Origin of the sequence: Pseudomonas sp. yb_2 (assembly GCF_043103905.1) — a bacterium.
GTDB classification, from domain to species: Bacteria; Pseudomonadota; Gammaproteobacteria; order Pseudomonadales; family Pseudomonadaceae; genus Aquipseudomonas; species Aquipseudomonas alloputida.
The window spans coordinates 12,331-28,058 of record NZ_JBICKH010000062.1 but is presented as its reverse complement, the minus strand read 5'-3'; the positions used below and the strand labels follow the sequence as shown (position 1 = coordinate 28,058).

Below are 15,728 nucleotides of genomic sequence, written 5' to 3'. Positions count from 1 at the left end.
GGCATTAGGGTTTTGGCAGGCTTCAGGCCCTGATGGCACTGCAGGGTGTATAGTGCCTGCTCGGGTGACTGTCGTTCAGTGGCTCATAACCGAGATGCCAACATGTCCCAGACGTACCCCAGCGCGGCCCAAAAAGCCCATGTGCGCATCTGCGAGCAGGTCGAGGCCTTCCTTCAGCATGGCGGCCGCATTCAGCAGGTAGCGATCGGTGTCACCGGCTACGCTGAAGGTGTCTCGAGGGCGCAGTGGAAAAAAGGGCGCACTGCAAAGCCTTGAGGAGGCCAGCCGCCGCCGTGAAACGTTCCTTTCAGGTGGTGGTTCATGGCTTGTGCATTCGCGAAGCGGAGGCCGGGGTGGTCTTGAAAGCTGAGCCCTGGATCAGAACCGGAACGCGATCAGAAACCTTCCAGAACAATCTTGCCGCGTGCTTTCCCGCTCTCGATCAGGGCGTGAGCGCGTTTGAGATGCTCGGCGTTGATAGTGCCGTAGTGCTCGCCGAGGGTGGTCTTGAGCACCCCATCATCGACCAGCTGTGAAATGCGATCGAGTAGTTGATGCTGCTTGATCATGTCCTCGGTCTGGTACAGCGAACGCGTGAACATGAGCTCCCAGTGCAGGGAGAGGGATTTGCGCTTGAGCGGCATGACATCCAGTTGCGCCGGGTCGTCGATCAGCGCGAGCTTGCCTTGTGGGCGAAGCACTTCGACCAGTTGGGGGAGGTAGGTGTCGGTATGGGTCAGGCTGATCACATGGTCGACCGGGCTCAGCTTGAGCGCTTCCAGTTGATGCGGGATCGGTTTGGTGTGATCGATGACATGATGCGCCCCCAGTTCCTTGACCCAGGCTTTGGTTTCAGGCCTCGACGCTGTGCCGATGATCACCAGCTGTGTGAGTTTGCTGGCGAGCTGGACCAGGATCGATCCCACTCCGCCGGCGGCTCCAATCACCAGTAGGCTTTGACCCTGGCCCCCGTTTTCTTCGACACCCAGGCGGTCGAACAGCAGCTCCCATGCGGTGATGGAAGTAAGGGGCAGGGCTGCGGCACTGGCGTTGTCCAGGCTGCGGGGCTTGCGTCCAACGATACGCTCGTCCACCACATGGCGCTCACTGTAGCTGCCAGCACGGTCGATGGCACCGGCGTAGAAAACCTCATCGCCAGGTTGGAACAACGTGACCTCTGGCCCAACCTCGCGAACAACGCCAACCGAATCCCAACCGAGAACCTGTGGTTGCTCACCGCCGCGGCTCGCGCGGATTTTCGTGTCGACCGGGTTGACAGCAATGGCCTTTACCTCGACCAGCAGATCCCGGGCTCCCGGCTTGGGTTCGGGCAACTGCGCGTCATACAACGACTGCGGGTCCTGGATCGGCAAACCGGGTTGGGTGTAAACGACAGCCTTCATGGGCGCAACCTCTTGGGTATTGGAAAAGTGAGTTCAGGCTAGTGGTTTGGATTAAGTCGATAAACTGGCCAAATAGCGCAAGACTTTCTCTCCCTCAGTGAAAATGGTGTGAGGCGCTCGTTACCAAGCGTAAGCGCCTCACACGCATTCGTCAGCTGGCGCTGTAACGCGGTGCAAGCTGGTTGCTGGACAGCTGGCTGAACAAGGCCTGCCGGGCAGCTTCGTATTGGTCGAAGGCTTGCAGATCTTGCATCGACGGTAAGGAGATCAGCACTCCGTTGTCGAAGTCCTGCAGCGCACCGTCCACCAGGTCCTGGGCCGACATCACGATGCCGGGGTCGAGGTTTTCGACCGGTAAGCCGCCGATTTGCCAGAAGTCAGTGGCGGTGGCCCCGGGCAGTACCGCCTGCACCTGCACCCCCTTGCCTGCCAGCTCCTTGTTCAAGGACTGGGTGAACGCAGTGACGTACGCCTTGCTGCCGCCGTAGACGCCGTTGAGCAGTTCTGGCGCCAGGCTGACGATGGACGAGATATTGATGATCGCCCCCTGCTTGCGCGCTACGAAACCGGGTACAGCCGCATAGGTCAGGCGGGTGAGGGCGGTGACGTTCAGGCTGATCATTTCGGCCATGCGTTCAACATCGCTTTCCAGCAGGCTGGTGTGGGTGCCGATGCCCGCGTTGTTCACCAGCATGCTGATGCTGGCGTCTTCGCGCAGCTTGCGTTCTACCTTGGCAAGGTCATCTGTATTGGCCAGGTCGGCCGGGAACACTTCCACGTTCTGCCGCGTTTCGGTGGTGAGCCGGGCCGCCAATGCGTTGAGGCGTTCCCGGTTGCGGGCCACCAGTACCAGGTCATAGCCGCGGCGTGCCAACTGTTCTGCGTAGAGCGAACCGATGCCGGTGGAAGCGCCGGTGACAAGCGCGGTGCCTTTGAATGCCTGTGTCATGGTGATACTCCGTTGCTTTGAGTGGGTGGAGCCATCATGCAGAAGACAGTTTTTGTCTTAAAGGACGTATATGGTAGTTTTTCAGGACATTGCTCAGAGGGGCTCAAGCATGCACCGGGTCGGCTATTTGTTAACCGAAGGCTTTCAGATCATGTGCCTGGCAACGCAAACCGTGTTCGAGTTTGCCAATATCGTCGCCGGCAAGGCGGTTTACAGGCTCGAGAACTTTTCTGTCGGGGGCGGCACGGTACGCTCCTCGCTGGGGATGTCTGTCGAGACGCTGCCGTTGGCTGCCCCTGGCCTGGCCGACACCTGGATGGTGACGGGTACGCTGACGCCGTTGACGCCACCCGGTGACGAGGTGCTGGCCAGCGTGCGGGGCTTCGTCGACGCTGCGCGGCGCACTGCGGGCCTATGCACCGGGAGTTTCGTTCTGGCGCAGGCCGGGGTGCTGGATGGGCGGCGTGCTACAACCCACTGGGCCTACGCGAACAAGTTGCGTGAGTTGCACCCGAAGATCGACGTCGAGGAAGACCGGATCTTCATCGTCGATGGGCCGATTTGGACGTCCGCCGGCATGACCGCCGCCCTGGACATGGCCCTGGGCATGGTGGAAAAGGATCTGGGTAACGAGATGGCCAGGTCGGTAGCGCACAAGATGGTCATGCACCAACGCCGTTCTGGCGGGCAGTGCCAGCACTCCGAACTGTTGTCGCTGTCGCCCAGGACGGACCGTATCCAGAGCGCCCTGGATTACGCGCGCAGGCACCTCAGCCGCCCATTGTGCGTGGAAGAGCTGGCCCAGGTGGCGCACCTGAGCCCGCGGCAGTTCACCCGTGTATTCACCGCCGAAACCGGGCAGTCACCCGCCAAGGCCATCGAGGGGCTGCGGCTTGAGGCTGCCCGGTTGATGATCGAGCAGAGCCGGCACAGCCTGGAGGTGGTGGCCAAGGAAACCGGGTTCAGGGACCGCCGGCACCTGCGCGAGGTATTCGTCCGTGTGTTGGGCGTACCTCCTCAGGCGGTGCGAAGGGATGCTCGGCAAGTGTGACCTGCGATTTACTTGAAGCGCGTTTATTCTTGCGCCACCCCCTCAGGTTCATCAGGCACAACACAAGCTGCAGCACAATCAAAGCCCAGGCCTGGGCATGCCACCCCCAGACTGACCACAGTATGTTGCTGGCGATAAAACAGCAGAAGCCCACCATGCGCCGTCCTGGACGGTGCGACCCGATACACCAGGCTGCCACCACCGTGACCAGCATGGCCGGCCACTCCAGCAAGTCGATCCAGCTCTCCATCGAAGCGAGTCCCAAACATTAATCCCTGGCGTCAGGCCGGGCCGGTCGTGCCCGACCCGGCTGGCGCCTTTGATTCAAGCGGCCCGTTGCTCACCCTTGAGCAGTTTTTTCTGGGCTTGCATGGCGAGCCCCAGCTCGTCCAGTTGGTCTTTGCCGAGGAGCTTTTTCGCGGTGGGGAAGAGCTCTTCCTCCTCTTCTTCGATGTGATGCTCAAGCAGCTCCTTCATCACCTTGACCCGACCGGCGAACTCAAGCGTGCCTGGTTGCGTATGAAGCAGATCAGGCAGCACCAGGGCGTCGACAGTCCGGTGTTCTTCCTTGGCTTCGTAATACATCTTGGCTTCCTCTTTACCACCGGCTTGCTTGATCGCCGGGTAGAGGATGTCCTCCTCCAGAGCGGTATGGATTTGCAGTTCCTGCTCAATGCGTTGCAGCAGTTCGGCGCGTTTCTTCACGGCACGCTCTGTGGTCGCACAGAGCTCTTCCAGCAGCTTCTTGACTAATTTATGGTCTTGAACCAGCAGGTCGATAGCATTCATGGTGTCACCTCGTCGCGGGCGAATGAAAAATGGCTTGCATGAGGTTGAGTAGCAGTGGGCGGCAGGGTTCAACGCTAATGACGTCTGGTAGGGCACGCGTCAAGCCCAGGCTCTATACCGCTCTGCCAGAGGCGCCGAGGCCCGCGTCAGCAGGCCCCCGCAGCACGATCACAGAATAGGTTTGCCTCCCGTCACGGCGTAACGCGAACCCGAGATGTAGCTGGCTTCATCGGACCCCAGCAAGACATAGATTGGCGCCACCTCCACAGGTTGACCCGGCCGTCCCATCGGGTAACCGGAACCGAAGTTTCTCACCGCCTCATCAGGCATGGTGGCCGGGATCAGCGGGGTCCAGATCGGGCCGGGTGCGACGCTGTTGACGCGAATGCCCTGCTTGCCCAGCAGTTGCGCAAGGCCTGCAGTGAAATTGGCAATAGCCCCTTTGGTCGCGGCATAGGCCAACAGGCTGGGTGACGGGTCGTCAGAGTTGACCGAACTGGTGTTGATGATCGAACCGCCCTTTGGCATCGAGGGCAAAGCGCGCTGGCAAATGCGGAAAATGGCGGTGATGTTGGTATCGAAGGTCTTCACCCATTCATCGTCATCAATGTCGTCCAGGCTTTCATGGGCCATCTGGAACGCGGCGTTGTTGACCAGGATATCGATGCGACCAAACTGCGCCACGGTCTTGTCGACGATGTCGTGGCAGTGCTGTTTCTGTGCCAGGTCGCCGGGCAGCAGCAGGCACTGGCGGCCAGCCGCTTTGACCCAGCGCGCGGTTTCCTGCGCATCGTCGTGTTCATTCAGATAGGCAATGGCAACGTCAGCGCCTTCTCGGGCATAGGCAATCGCCACCGCACGCCCGATGCCGCTGTCAGCACCGGTTATCAAGGCGATCTTGCCTGCGAGGCGATTGTTGCCGGTGTAGCTCTGCTCACCGCAGTCCGGATACGGATCCATCTTGCGCTGGGAACCGGGAACGCTTTGCGGTTGGGATGGGAATGGAGGGGTAGGGTAGTCGCTCATGCTGGAAGCTCCTGCAGGGTTGGAACGCTCATTCCCGTTCGAAAGGCGCGCCAGGCCAGTGTTGAAGTGGATCTTCGTGCTGAGCGACGAGCGGTTGATGCACCCATTCCCAGTGAATTTTTACCCTCCGCCTAGCTCTACCGCTGACGGGGCTTGCTGGCATGGGTGAGGCCCACGTCATCAAGGAGTCTGCAGTGCCTCGAATCATCACGCCTTCCACGCCGGAACATGAGATCGATCAGACGAACGAGAGGATGTTCGGTACGCCCAAGGAGCGGCTGGATTTCTATCGACGCGAAATTCAGTATGAGACCACCATCCTGGCCAACCGTACCGACGCTTATCTTGCGGCCCAGTCGTTCCTGGTGATCGCCTACGTGTCATCGATGGGTAACCTTAACCAAAGCTGGGGCGAAATGTTCACCCTGATGGTCCCGGCTTTTCTCGCACTGCTCGGCGTGCTCAGTACACTGAATGCCTGGCCTGGCATCCGCGCGGCCTTCCGGATTATCGAGCACTGGCAGATGAAGCAGAGCCACTTGCTGCGCAGCGAACCGCTGATGGGGCTGGCCTATGACGAGTCGCCGCTGTTCTGCGAGGCTGAAACCTCTCAGGCGGGGCACCGCAAATCGCTGCTGTTTTCCTTGCGCACGCCCTGGATTTTCCTGTGCTTCTGGGTGTTGCTGGGCAGTTATTCGGTTTTCATCCAGCTGGCGTGATCAGTGCGTGCTGGTCGGCATCATGGGCGACCAGCACGCACTGAGCAGTAGCAGGTTCAGTCTGCCAGTGCCTTGATCAACTGCTCATTGAAGGCGGGGATATCGTCCGGCTGGCGGCTGGTGATGAGGTTGCCATCGACCACCACTTGTTCATCCACCCACGTACCGCCCGCGTTGCGAATGTCATCTTGCAAGGTCTTGTAGCTGGTCATTCGTTTGCCTTTGGCCAACCCGCTCGATATCAGCAGCCACGCGCCGTGGCAGATAACCGCCAGCGGCCTGCCGGCCGCATCATGGCTTTTTAGCAGTTTCTGCGCACCGGGGATCAAGCGAATGGTGTCGGAGTTCTGCACACCGCCAGGCAGCACCAAGGCGTCGTAGAGGTCAAGCTGCGCACTGTCGAAAGTCGCATCCACGCTGAACGCGTCGGCGGGTTCGTCATGGTTCCAGCCACGTACCGTGCCTTCTTTCTCGCTCAGGATATCGACCACCGCGCCGCTGTTTTCCAAGGCTTCACGCGGGCCGGTCAGTTCCACCTGTTCAAAGCCATCGGTGACCAGAAAGGCCACGCGCTTGCCGTTCAATTGTGCACTCATCATTTTCTCCTCGTGCTGATAGGCCTTTCATAAGGGCCTGCAAACAGCAAGCAAAGTTCCTGCTCGATGCCTGGCGGTATGGGGAGAACCTGCTAACGGTTGCGCACGGTATCCAATGCAGGCGACCAGACCGTATGACCGCAACGTGAACATGCCAGGGTGTCATGAGGCTCATGGTAGGCCGGGAAACCACAGCTCACGCAGCAATGCAACCCGGCGCCGGGCGGCGATGTGTACTCCGGGCGATGCTCGACCGGCAGCACTGACAGGCCTGGGCGTGTGTCTTGCTGATCGTAGAAGTACAAACTGAGATCGCCATCGGTTTCCAGAAGGCCCAGTCGAACCTGGCCCAGGTGCTCGACACCTTGCTGGCGTAGCTCCATGAACAGCTCATTCGGTGAAATGTTCATGTGCCGCAGCGAATGGATTTCGTACATGCCATCTTTCACTACCGTGACCGGCAGCCCGTCGATCCAGGCCTCGCAGGTTCTGTTTCGCCTCATAAGGTAGACCGTTCCTCGGTAAAGCATGAACAGCGTGAGGAAAACCAAGGCCACCGGAAGCAGCGGTACGTCCTCGTAAAAGGTCACATCGCCGGCAGCTGAGCCCAGGGTGAGAATGACCACGAGCTCGAACCGGGACAGCTGTCTGATCCCGCGCCGGCCACTGAATTTCAGAAAGAAGAACACGGCCAGGAAGGCCGCTGAAACACGCACAGCAACTTCCAGCAGAAAGGTAAAAGGGAAGTCGCCTATCAGCATCCGTTGCAGATCAAACGAAACCATTCGTTCCACCCTTCCTTCTGCCGTTGTCAGATAAAGGGTTGACCGTTCTCGCTCAAGGCTGGTTCATCGACTTGGCCTGCAACTCTCCGCGCGCGTCACCAGGGAATCGGCGTGCCATCCCACGCCCAGAACGTTCCGCTCTGCGCCGGGCCGTGACGGCTCACAAGTGCCAGGATGCAGGTGGCGGCAAACGCGGGCGAGAACAGTTTGCCCGGCGGCACATTGCCCTGAAAGGGTCGGGAAAGCTGGGTGTCGGTGGTGCCGGGATGCAATGCAAGTACCGTTGAAGCGGGGTTCAGTCGCTTCAGCTCGATGCTTGCAGTGCGCAGAAGCTGGTTGAGCGCGGCTTTGCTGGCACGGTAGCTGTACCAGCCCCCCAGGTGATTGTCGCCGATCGACCCGACTCGCGCCGACAAGGCGACGAAGGCCATCGGGTGCCGACGCAGCAGCGGCAGCAAATGCTTGAGCAGCAGAACAGGGGCGAAACAGTTGGTTGTGAAACTGCTCAGCAACCCCGCCATATCAAGCTGGGTCAGCGCCTTTTCAGCCCGTGCCGGGCCTTCTTGCAGCACGCCAAGCGTGCTGAAGACCAGGTTCAGCTGGTCGCAGCAGGCGCCCACCTGTGCTGCCAGAGTGTGCAGTGCCTGCTCGGACCGGGCGTCGCAGTCCAGGCGAACCAACCGTCGCCCGTGCTCTGTGAACAAGGTATCCAGCGCAGGGCTGGTGGTGGCGCGTCGCGAAACGGCGAACACCAGCCCGATGTCATCGCGCGCCAGCAACTGCGTGCACAATGCCAGGCCAATCCCTTGGCTGGCCCCGCAGACCAGCACGTTGGCGGGTGTCTGAAGGTCGTTGATCAGGCTCATCGGCGTGTCCTCTTGGCTGGGCGCTGGCGCCTCGTCCTGTGATGCCTGCCAACGTTCGTGCAGCTGGCAGGGGGGAGCTCACAGCAGGATATAGTCGCTGTACTGCCGTAAGCCGTCATGTGGCCCTTCGATCAAGTGCACGTAACGGTCGTTCACCCAGTCGATCGGCAGGCAATCGTCGACGTCCAGTACCGCGTCGGTATGCGGCTTGAGCCAGTCTGCCTGCAGGCGCTGTTTGCCCAGTTGCCTGGCCTCGGCCTTGTCCCTGGCCACCACCAGCAGGTAGCGGTGTGCCTCGCCAAACACCCCGGGCTCGTAGCCGCCAAGGTTGATGAAGAACAACCTGGGATCGTGTGGGCCAGGCGCTACCTGACTGAACGCGACGCGGTAGCGGTCAATACCGTCGACTTCCATCCAGGCGTCGATGTGCAGGCCCGTTCGGCTCCCGAACCAGGCTTGGCGCAGATGGGGGTAGGCCTGTTCAAGCGAGTCCGCCTGCGCGAACAACACGTCGTGGACCTCGATATTGGCCCGTGGGTGACGTCCACCGAGCATGACGACGTACAGCATGAGCAATTCCTTCTATCTCGACTTTCATGGGTGTTCGATAACGGGGGCGCGAGGCTTGCAGAAATGTGCATGCTGGGCATTAAGAACTATACATGGCTCGTCAAATATCTGTACAAGCGTCTACTATTGTATAGTATTTAGCAAAGTGCTCGAGGTCAGAATGGCGCACCCTGCACGTTGGACCTGTCTATGCCTGCTGCTAGCCGCCATGTCGTCGGCGGCAGACTGGCGAGCGGAGCTGCCTGCGGCGCAACGGCTGGGCGCCGGTGATTTCACTTGGTTTGGCCTGCGGTTGTATACCGCCCGATTATGGGCAGTTGGCCCGGTTCAGGACTGGAACCAGCCGTTTGCCCTTGAGCTGCTCTATCACCGTTCATTGTCCAGGGACACGCTGGTCAAGGCCAGCCTTAAGGAAATGCAACGCCTGGGTGGCGGCAGCATGACGGCACAGCAACGCGCGGCATGGACCAGGGCGATTGAGCAGGCATTCGTGGACGTGAGCCCTGGCATGCGCATCACGGGCTTGTACCTGCCGAGGCAGGGTTGCCGCTTTTACGTCGACGGCAAACTGAGCCACGCGATCGACGATCCGGTGTTCGCCCGGGCCTTCTTCGCCATCTGGCTTGACCCGCGGGCCAGAGACCCCCAATTGCGTCAGCGGCTGCTTGGGCTGGCTGGCGATGACCGAGGAGCCTGAACATGTACAAAGCGCTGTTGCTGGCTGCCTGCCTGCTTCTGGGCAGTTGTGGCAATGTCGGTATCGAGCACTATGCCCAGGAGCAGCCGAAGCTGGACCTGGTGGCGTTCTTCTCGCGCCCGGTTCAGGCGTGGGGGATGTTCCAGAAGCGTTCCGGTGAGGTGGTCAAGCGCTTCCATGTGCGCATCGACAGCCGCCGAGAGGGTGAACGGCTGATCCTCGACGAGCATTTTCTCTATAGCGATGGCACACGCCAGCAGCGTACCTGGACGCTGGTGCCGGACGGCCCCGGGCGCTGGCGGGGAACAGCGGGGGACGTGATTGGCGAGGCGCGTGGCGAAGTGGCGGGCAACGCGCTGCGATGGCGTTACCAACTGGATCTGCCGGTCGACGGGCGGCACTGGCAGGTAGACCTGGACGACTGGATGTACCTCATGGATGACGACACCCTGATCAACCGCTCGAGCATGAGCAAACTGGGCGTTGAGATTGGCCAGATCACCTTGTTCTTCCGCCGCCTGCCAGAGGGCACACCATGAACCTGATCGCGCTGACCCAGCTGGTTTCGACCGGCGAAGCCAAGGAACTTGAACTGCTGTCGCTGGAGGGGGGCTTCTACCTCCTGCGCGCCCTGACCGACGCCGGCCCTGTGACATTGAGCGATGCCCAGGGGCAGCCCGTGCGCGTGCGCTCCACGACCGAACTGCGGCAGTTGCTGGCCGACCTGCCGCCGGTGCCGTGCATGCTGGTGCAGCAGGTGGTGCATGATGAGATGTGCGGGCAACGTGACGGCCCCATCGCGCCGCTGCGCGTACCGGTAACGCTCACCAGCCAGTGGTAGCCCGGACGATGCGCCTGGGCCTGGTGCTGGGTGACCAACTGTCGTTCGACCTGGCAAGTCTGGCGTCCCTTGACCCTGCTCGCGATGCGGTCCTGATGGCGGAAGTGGAGGGGGAGGCCCGATACGTACCGCATCATCCGCTGAAGATCGTTCTCATCTTCAGCGCCATGCGGCATTTTGCCCAGGCCCTGCGTGAACGGGGTTGGCAGGTGCACTATGTCGAACTGGACGCCGAGGGTAACAGCGGCAGCATCGTGGGTGAGTTGCATCGATGGCAACAAGCCTTGGGCGCCACCCACATTCACTTGACCGAGTGCGGTGAGTGGCGCCTGGAGCAGGCCTTGCGTGATGCCGCACTGCCGCTTGTGTGGTTTCGCGACACGCGTTTTCTGTGCTCCCGTGAAGCCTTCGGGCGCTGGGCCACAGAACGTCGCCAGCTGCGTATGGAGCACTTCTACCGTGGCATGCGCAAGCGAACCGGCCTGCTCATGGAGCCTGACGGCAGCCCGGCAGGTGGCGCCTGGAATTTCGATGGCGACAATCGCAAGCCATTGCCACGGCAGCTGCGTGGCCCATTCGCTGCGCATTTTGCGCAAGACGACATCACGGCAGCGGTGGTGGCCTTGGTGCGTCAGCGCTTCAGCGACCACTACGGGGGCGTCGACGGTTTCGACTACCCCGTGACCCATGCCGAGGCACAACAGCTGTGGCAGCATTTCCTGGATTTCGGCCTGGCGGCTTTCGGTGACTACCAGGATGCGATGGCCGAAGGCGAGCCGTACCTGTTTCATGCGCGCATCAGTGCGGCGCTCAACATCGGCCTTCTGGATGTACGTCGTCTGTGCGACGACGTCGACAAAGCCTGGCGTGAGGGGCGGGTGCCGCTCAATGCAGCCGAAGGCTTCATTCGCCAGCTGATCGGCTGGCGTGAGTACGTGCGTGGCATCTATTGGCAGCGCATGCCGGCGTATGCCGGGCTCAATCACCTGAACAATCACCGGGCGCTGCCAGAATTCTACTGGACCGGGCGCACCCGCATGCGCTGCATGGCGCAAGCCATCGGGCAGACCCTGCGGTTGGGCTACGCTCACCATATTCAGCGCTTGATGGTTACCGGCAACTTCGCCTTGCTGGCCGGTATCGTGCCAACCGCAATTTGTGAGTGGTACCTGGCGGTCTACATGGATGCCTTCGAGTGGGTCGAACTGCCCAACACGCTTGGCATGGTGATGCACGCCGATGGCGGCTACCTGGGGTCCAAGCCGTACTGCGCCAGTGGTCGTTATATCCAGCGCATGTCCGATCATTGCAAGGCTTGCAGTTACAGGGTCGACCAGGTGACCGAAGAGGAGGCCTGCCCGTTCAATGCCTTGTATTGGCATTTTCTCATTCGCCATCGCCCCCAGCTCTCGGCTAACCCGCGCCTGGCCCTGGTTTATCGTAGCCTCGATGGCATGCCCGCTGGCCGTCGCGATGCCGTGTGGCAACGTGGCCAGTCATTGCTGGCGCGGCTCGATGCGGGGCAGGCGTTGTGAAAAAGAGCCTACTGCCCAGCAAGGTTTGCGTGGTGTGTGGCCGGCCGTTCACCTGGCGCAAGCGCTGGGCACGCTGTTGGGAGCAGGTGCGTTACTGCTCCGAGCGATGTCGCCGGTCAGCGCCGCGCCGCGATGCGCGCCAGCAGGGGCAGGGCCAACGCCCATATCGGCATCAGTAGCAGGCCGGTTTCCAGCGCGCCCAAGGGCAAGGCGACACCTGCCAGCCTGGCGCCGCCTATGTAGGCCAGAGGGCCGCCAATCGCCCCCAGCAGTGCGCCGATTCGCCAGTGCCTGCCGGCCCATGCCAGGCTGTGACGCATCCCGCTGGCCAGCACCAACCACAGCAGCGCTAGCCACAGCGGCAGGGGCCAGGCGTCGAAACCGAACACCCCCAGTGCTCCCAGCACGCTGTCGAGCACACAGCCGATAAAGGTGACGCGCACCAGCGCCTTGACCTCGGCATGGATGTCCGGGCACAGGCGCAGGTGCACTGCCACGCCCGGAATCACCAGCAGCAACAACAAGGGCCGCTCGGCCCCCAGCACGCAGACCCACCAGCCGGCTTGTAGCCAGAGGGCATTGGCGATCAGCCAGCGGCTGCGCATCAGGCACTGCCAGGCAAGGGCGCGCGGCGTGCCTGGGGTGCTGCCCAGAGCAGGTGCGCAACACCGATGGCGCGTTCCTCGAAACCGCCCTGGCAGTAGCAGAGGTAAAACTCCCACAAGCGCTGGAACATGTCGTCGTAGCCAAGGTCCGTCAGCGCAGTGCGTGCCTGACGCAGGTTTTCGCGCCAGTGTCGCAGGGTGTGGGCGTAGTCCAGGCCAAAATCTTCCATGTGCACAAGGTTGAGGCCAGTGTGCCGGCTGGCGGTGTCGAGCAACACGCTCAACGAAGGCAGGGCGCCACCGGGGAAGATATACCGCTGGATAAAGTCGACCGAGCGCTGCGCCTGGGCATAGCGCTGGTCGCGGATGGTGATTGCCTGCAATAGCATCAGGCCTTCAGGTTTGATGAGCGAAGCACACTGGCGGAAATACACCGGCAGGTAGCGATGGCCAACCGCTTCGATCATTTCGATGGAAACCACTTTGTCGAACGTGCCTTGAAGGTCGCGGTAGTCTTCGCGGAGCACTTGCACGCGCTGCCCCAGCCCCAAGGCCTTGACGCGCTCCAGGGTATGGCTGTACTGGGCCTCGGAGAGCGTTGTGGTGGTGACCCTGCAGCCATAGCGGGTGGCTGCGTGGATAGCGAGGCTGCCCCAGCCGCTGCCAATTTCCAGCAGGTGATCGTCAGGGCTCAGTTCGAGCTTCTGGCAGATGCGCTCCAGCTTGTGCAGCTGGGCCTGCTCCAATGTTTGCCCAGGGTGTTCGAATTGCGCAGCCGAATACATCATGGTGGGGTCCAGCAGCCGCTCGAACAGGGCATTGCCCAGGTCGTAGTGGGCCAGAATGTTGCGCCGGGCACCGCGCTTGTCGTTGCGGTTGAGCCGGTGCAGCAGGCGCAGGGCAGGGCGGCCCAAGCGGGCCAGGCCACCCTCGAGCGCGTCGAGCACTTCGAGGTTGGCGACGAACAGGCGGGTCACCAGCGCCAGGTCGGGGCTGCGCCAATAGCCGTGAATGTAGGCTTCGCCAGCACCGATCGAGCCATTGCCGGCGATCAGGCTCCAGGTGGCGTCATCGAGGATCTCCACCTCGGCCTGCAACGGGCTGTCGGCATCACCGAAACTCCACTGCTGCCCGTGGCTGAGCAGGCGCAGGTGGCCGTGACGCAGCTTGCCCAACTGGGCGAGCACGGCGCTTCGTGCCAGCCCGCCGAGCAGTGGCGCAAGGCCTGCGAACTTGCTAACGCTCAGGGTGGGATTTGACATCATCAAGGTCCTCGCAAGGTTGGCCGAGTGCCAGGTCACCCTGGCAGGTGGTGTGGTCATGCACGGGGGTGCGTTTGAGTAACAGGCGCAGCGCTTGCCAGTAGATGGCCGAGACGGTGCGCAGGCTCATCCATGGGAAGTTCAGGACATACCGACGCAGCGCTGCACCATCGAGTGGCTTGCGGCGCAGGGCGAGGTCGGCCTCGAACACCTTTGTGCCGCCTTGCCAGTTCTGCATCTGAATGCGTACATGGTCCGTGTCCAGGAAAAAGCGCAGGCGATAGTCCATGTCCAACGGCATGAACGGCGACACATGGAAGGCCTTGCCGACGCTGAAGGGCCTGGCAAGGTTGCCTTGCACCGGGAGTACGTAATGAAAGCGTTCACGCCAGGGCGTGTTGCGCACTTCCATCAGGATCGCGGTCAGGCACCCGTCACGGTCATGGCAGAAATAGAAACTCACCGGGTTGAACGACAGCCCCCAGCACCTCAGTTGCGTGAGCAGCTGTACCCGGCCTTCGGGCAGGTGCCCCGTCGCCTGCCCGACCAGCAAGCGTGCAGCCTGGGCCAGCGATTCACCTTGGCGGGTCAGGGCGGGCAGGTAGTCGGTCTCGCGCCAGCACAACGGCGCCAGGCGCCAGCGTCCCAGCCAGCGTGACAGGCCCATCAGCCAGGATTGTTCGTCCAGGTCTAGGTAGAACATGCCGATCCGGTAGCGGAACGCGTGGACCCGCGGCGTCAGCCGACGGTGGCTGATCAAGCCCACGCAGAGGCTGCTGTTCACAGTTGCTCTCCGAAGTGCGCGGCCACCTTCAGTGCGCTGACCACCCCGTCTTCATGAAAGCCATTGCCCCAATAGGCGCCGCAGAAGTAACTGTGCTGTTGCCCTTGCAGTTGCTCCTGGCACGCTTGCGCGGCGGACGCTGCAACGCTGTACTGGGGATGGGCGTACTGGAAGCGGGCGATCACCTGCGCCGGGTCTATCAGTGCGGTCTGGTTGAGGCTCACGCAGAAGGTTGTCGGTGCCTGGATACCTTGCAGAATGTTCATGTTGTAGGTCAGCGCGGCGGGAGCCCGCTCGGGGCCGCCCAGGCGGTAGTTCCAGCTGGCCCAGGCGCGCTGGCGGCGTGGCAGCAGGCGGGTATCGGTGTGCAGCACCACGTCGTTGCTGGCGTAATCGATGGCGCCGAGTACGGCGCGTTCCTGGTTGCTGGGGCTTTCCAGCAGCGCCAGGGCCTGATCGCTGTGGCAAGCGAACACCACATTGTCGAAGCGTTCGGTGCCGGCCGCGCTCACGAGGGTGACGCCACCTTCGTCGCGGCTGACTCGGTAAACCTTGCAGTTGAGGCGGATGCGCTCAGCGAACGGCCGGCACAGCGGTGCGACATAGCTGCGCGAGCCGCCTTTGATCACCCGCCACTGTGGACGTTGGTTGACCGACAGCAAGCCGTGGTTGCGGCAGAAGCGCACGAAGAACTCAAGCGGGAAGTGGAGCATGTCTGCGCGAGACATCGACCAGATCGCCGACCCCATCGGTACGATGTAATGATCGATGAAGCGTTGCCCATAGCGGTTCGCTTGAAGGTAGTCGCCCAGCGTGGTGCTGGCATCGATACGCTGGTTGTCCAGGTCGGCCAGTGCCTGACGGTTGAAACGCAGAATGTCCCGGATCATCCCCCAGAACCCTGGGGACAGCAGGTTGCTGCGTTGGGCGAACAGGGTGTTCAGGTCGTGGCCGTTATATTCCAGGCCCGCAATCGGGTCATGCACGGAAAAGCTCATCTCGGTCGGCTGTGATGGCACCTGAAGCTGGTCGAGCAAGCGGATGAAGTTCGGGTACGTCCAGTCGTTGAAGACGATGAAACCGGTATCTATTGCATGGCGCTGGCCTTTCCAGACCACATCAAGGGTGTGCGTGTGGCCCCCGACCCATTGCTCGGCCTCGAAAACCGTGACTTCGTGCTTGCGTGACAGCAAATGGGCGCAGGTCAGCCCCGCGATGCCACTGCCGATGATTGCTATACGCATGGATCA

The 15,728-nt window shown here is 61.7% G+C and carries 20 protein-coding genes and 1 pseudogene; 8 read left to right on the top strand and 13 right to left on the bottom strand.

Translation table 11 applies throughout. From position 1 onward, the window contains the following. The first annotated feature begins 102 nt into the window (after positions 1-102). Positions 103-276 carry a hypothetical protein gene (locus ACF8FB_RS15020; RefSeq protein WP_017147688.1) on the top strand — a complete coding sequence of 58 codons (174 nt, stop codon included), beginning with the start codon at positions 103-105 and terminating at the stop codon, positions 274-276. Positions 277-395: 119 nt separating this feature from the next. Here the strand turns inward: ACF8FB_RS15020 and ACF8FB_RS15015 are convergent, their stop codons facing one another. Together ACF8FB_RS15015 and ACF8FB_RS15010 are read right to left on the bottom strand one after the other, a co-directional pair. Continuing rightward, positions 396-1,403 (bottom strand): zinc-binding alcohol dehydrogenase family protein, encoded by a 1,008-nt coding sequence (locus ACF8FB_RS15015; RefSeq protein ID WP_392511520.1) that lies wholly within the window; start codon positions 1,401-1,403, stop codon positions 396-398. 151 nt (positions 1,404-1,554) lie between these two features. Further along, positions 1,555-2,352, bottom strand: a complete 798-nt coding sequence (locus tag ACF8FB_RS15010; protein WP_064493329.1) for an SDR family oxidoreductase — start codon at positions 2,350-2,352, stop codon at positions 1,555-1,557. A gap of 109 nt (positions 2,353-2,461) precedes the next feature. On the opposite strand from ACF8FB_RS15010, the gene ACF8FB_RS15005 reads away from it, so the two are divergent. Next, positions 2,462-3,403, top strand: coding sequence for a GlxA family transcriptional regulator (locus ACF8FB_RS15005; protein ID WP_108191607.1), 942 nt, complete (start codon positions 2,462-2,464; stop codon positions 3,401-3,403). Between the two features lie 25 nt (positions 3,404-3,428). Here ACF8FB_RS15005 and ACF8FB_RS15000 read toward each other — a convergent pair. From ACF8FB_RS15000 to ACF8FB_RS14990, 3 genes and pseudogenes are all read right to left on the bottom strand, one after another. Continuing rightward, positions 3,429-3,653, bottom strand: a pseudogene (locus tag ACF8FB_RS15000) (hypothetical protein); the annotation flags it as partial. Positions 3,654-3,727: 74 nt separating this feature from the next. Further along, a complete protein-coding gene (locus tag ACF8FB_RS14995; protein ID WP_010953638.1) occupies positions 3,728-4,192 on the bottom strand; it encodes a hemerythrin domain-containing protein in 465 nt (154 codons plus the stop codon). A gap of 168 nt (positions 4,193-4,360) precedes the next feature. Beyond that, positions 4,361-5,218, bottom strand: coding sequence for a glucose 1-dehydrogenase (locus ACF8FB_RS14990; protein ID WP_010953639.1), 858 nt, complete (start codon positions 5,216-5,218; stop codon positions 4,361-4,363). Between the two features lie 194 nt (positions 5,219-5,412). On the opposite strand from ACF8FB_RS14990, the gene ACF8FB_RS14985 reads away from it, so the two are divergent. Beyond that, positions 5,413-5,937, top strand: coding sequence for a hypothetical protein (locus ACF8FB_RS14985; RefSeq protein WP_010953640.1), 525 nt, complete (start codon positions 5,413-5,415; stop codon positions 5,935-5,937). Positions 5,938-5,993: 56 nt separating this feature from the next. Here ACF8FB_RS14985 and ACF8FB_RS14980 read toward each other — a convergent pair whose 3' ends face one another. From ACF8FB_RS14980 to ACF8FB_RS14965, 4 genes are all read right to left on the bottom strand, one after another. Further along, positions 5,994-6,533, bottom strand: a complete 540-nt coding sequence (locus ACF8FB_RS14980; RefSeq protein WP_041167015.1) for a type 1 glutamine amidotransferase domain-containing protein — start codon at positions 6,531-6,533, stop codon at positions 5,994-5,996. A gap of 92 nt (positions 6,534-6,625) precedes the next feature. Next, the gene (locus tag ACF8FB_RS14975; RefSeq protein ID WP_003254014.1) at positions 6,626-7,318 is read right to left on the bottom strand and encodes a DUF421 domain-containing protein; all 693 of its coding nucleotides are present in this window, start codon (positions 7,316-7,318) and stop codon (positions 6,626-6,628) included. A gap of 95 nt (positions 7,319-7,413) precedes the next feature. Continuing rightward, positions 7,414-8,184 (bottom strand): SDR family NAD(P)-dependent oxidoreductase, encoded by a 771-nt coding sequence (locus ACF8FB_RS14970; RefSeq protein ID WP_392511519.1) that lies wholly within the window; start codon positions 8,182-8,184, stop codon positions 7,414-7,416. A gap of 78 nt (positions 8,185-8,262) precedes the next feature. After that, positions 8,263-8,754 carry a DUF1543 domain-containing protein gene (locus ACF8FB_RS14965; RefSeq protein ID WP_014591337.1) on the bottom strand — a complete coding sequence of 164 codons (492 nt, stop codon included), beginning with the start codon at positions 8,752-8,754 and terminating at the stop codon, positions 8,263-8,265. Positions 8,755-8,914: 160 nt separating this feature from the next. Here ACF8FB_RS14965 and ACF8FB_RS14960 point away from each other — a divergent pair, with 160 nt between their 5' ends. The 5 genes from ACF8FB_RS14960 to ACF8FB_RS14940 are packed head-to-tail and all read left to right on the top strand — an operon-like array spanning position 8,915 to position 12,006. After that, positions 8,915-9,451 carry a chalcone isomerase family protein gene (locus ACF8FB_RS14960; protein ID WP_392511518.1) on the top strand — a complete coding sequence of 179 codons (537 nt, stop codon included), beginning with the start codon at positions 8,915-8,917 and terminating at the stop codon, positions 9,449-9,451. Between the two features lie 2 nt (positions 9,452-9,453). Then, on the top strand, positions 9,454-9,990 hold the full coding sequence (locus ACF8FB_RS14955; protein ID WP_392511517.1) for a DUF3833 domain-containing protein: 537 nt from the start codon (positions 9,454-9,456) through the stop codon (positions 9,988-9,990). Further along, positions 9,987-10,292 carry a DUF6482 family protein gene (locus ACF8FB_RS14950; RefSeq protein WP_003254009.1) on the top strand — a complete coding sequence of 102 codons (306 nt, stop codon included), beginning with the start codon at positions 9,987-9,989 and terminating at the stop codon, positions 10,290-10,292. The genes ACF8FB_RS14955 and ACF8FB_RS14950 overlap by 4 nt, the downstream gene beginning before the upstream one ends. A gap of 8 nt (positions 10,293-10,300) precedes the next feature. Continuing rightward, on the top strand, positions 10,301-11,827 hold the full coding sequence (locus tag ACF8FB_RS14945) for a cryptochrome/photolyase family protein (protein ID WP_010953646.1): 1,527 nt from the start codon (positions 10,301-10,303) through the stop codon (positions 11,825-11,827). Continuing rightward, on the top strand, positions 11,824-12,006 hold the full coding sequence (locus ACF8FB_RS14940) for a DUF2256 domain-containing protein (RefSeq protein ID WP_003254007.1): 183 nt from the start codon (positions 11,824-11,826) through the stop codon (positions 12,004-12,006). The genes ACF8FB_RS14945 and ACF8FB_RS14940 overlap by 4 nt, the downstream gene beginning before the upstream one ends. On the opposite strand, the gene ACF8FB_RS14935 is transcribed toward ACF8FB_RS14940, so the two are convergent. From ACF8FB_RS14935 to ACF8FB_RS14920, 4 genes are read right to left on the bottom strand one after another with little or no spacing between them, the layout of a single operon-like run. Next, positions 11,944-12,432 (bottom strand): DUF2878 domain-containing protein, encoded by a 489-nt coding sequence (locus tag ACF8FB_RS14935; RefSeq protein ID WP_392511516.1) that lies wholly within the window; start codon positions 12,430-12,432, stop codon positions 11,944-11,946. The genes ACF8FB_RS14940 and ACF8FB_RS14935 overlap by 63 nt on opposite strands. After that, positions 12,432-13,694 carry a class I SAM-dependent methyltransferase gene (locus ACF8FB_RS14930; RefSeq protein ID WP_392511515.1) on the bottom strand — a complete coding sequence of 421 codons (1,263 nt, stop codon included), beginning with the start codon at positions 13,692-13,694 and terminating at the stop codon, positions 12,432-12,434. Before ACF8FB_RS14930 ends, ACF8FB_RS14935 begins: the two co-directional genes overlap by 1 nt. Next, positions 13,669-14,478, bottom strand: a complete 810-nt coding sequence (locus ACF8FB_RS14925; RefSeq protein WP_392509681.1) for a DUF1365 domain-containing protein — start codon at positions 14,476-14,478, stop codon at positions 13,669-13,671. Before ACF8FB_RS14925 ends, ACF8FB_RS14930 begins: the two co-directional genes overlap by 26 nt. Continuing rightward, entirely contained in the window at positions 14,475-15,722 is a 1,248-nt protein-coding gene (locus ACF8FB_RS14920; RefSeq protein WP_392511514.1) for an NAD(P)/FAD-dependent oxidoreductase, read from the bottom strand. Before ACF8FB_RS14920 ends, ACF8FB_RS14925 begins: the two co-directional genes overlap by 4 nt. Positions 15,723-15,728: the final 6 nt, after the last annotated feature.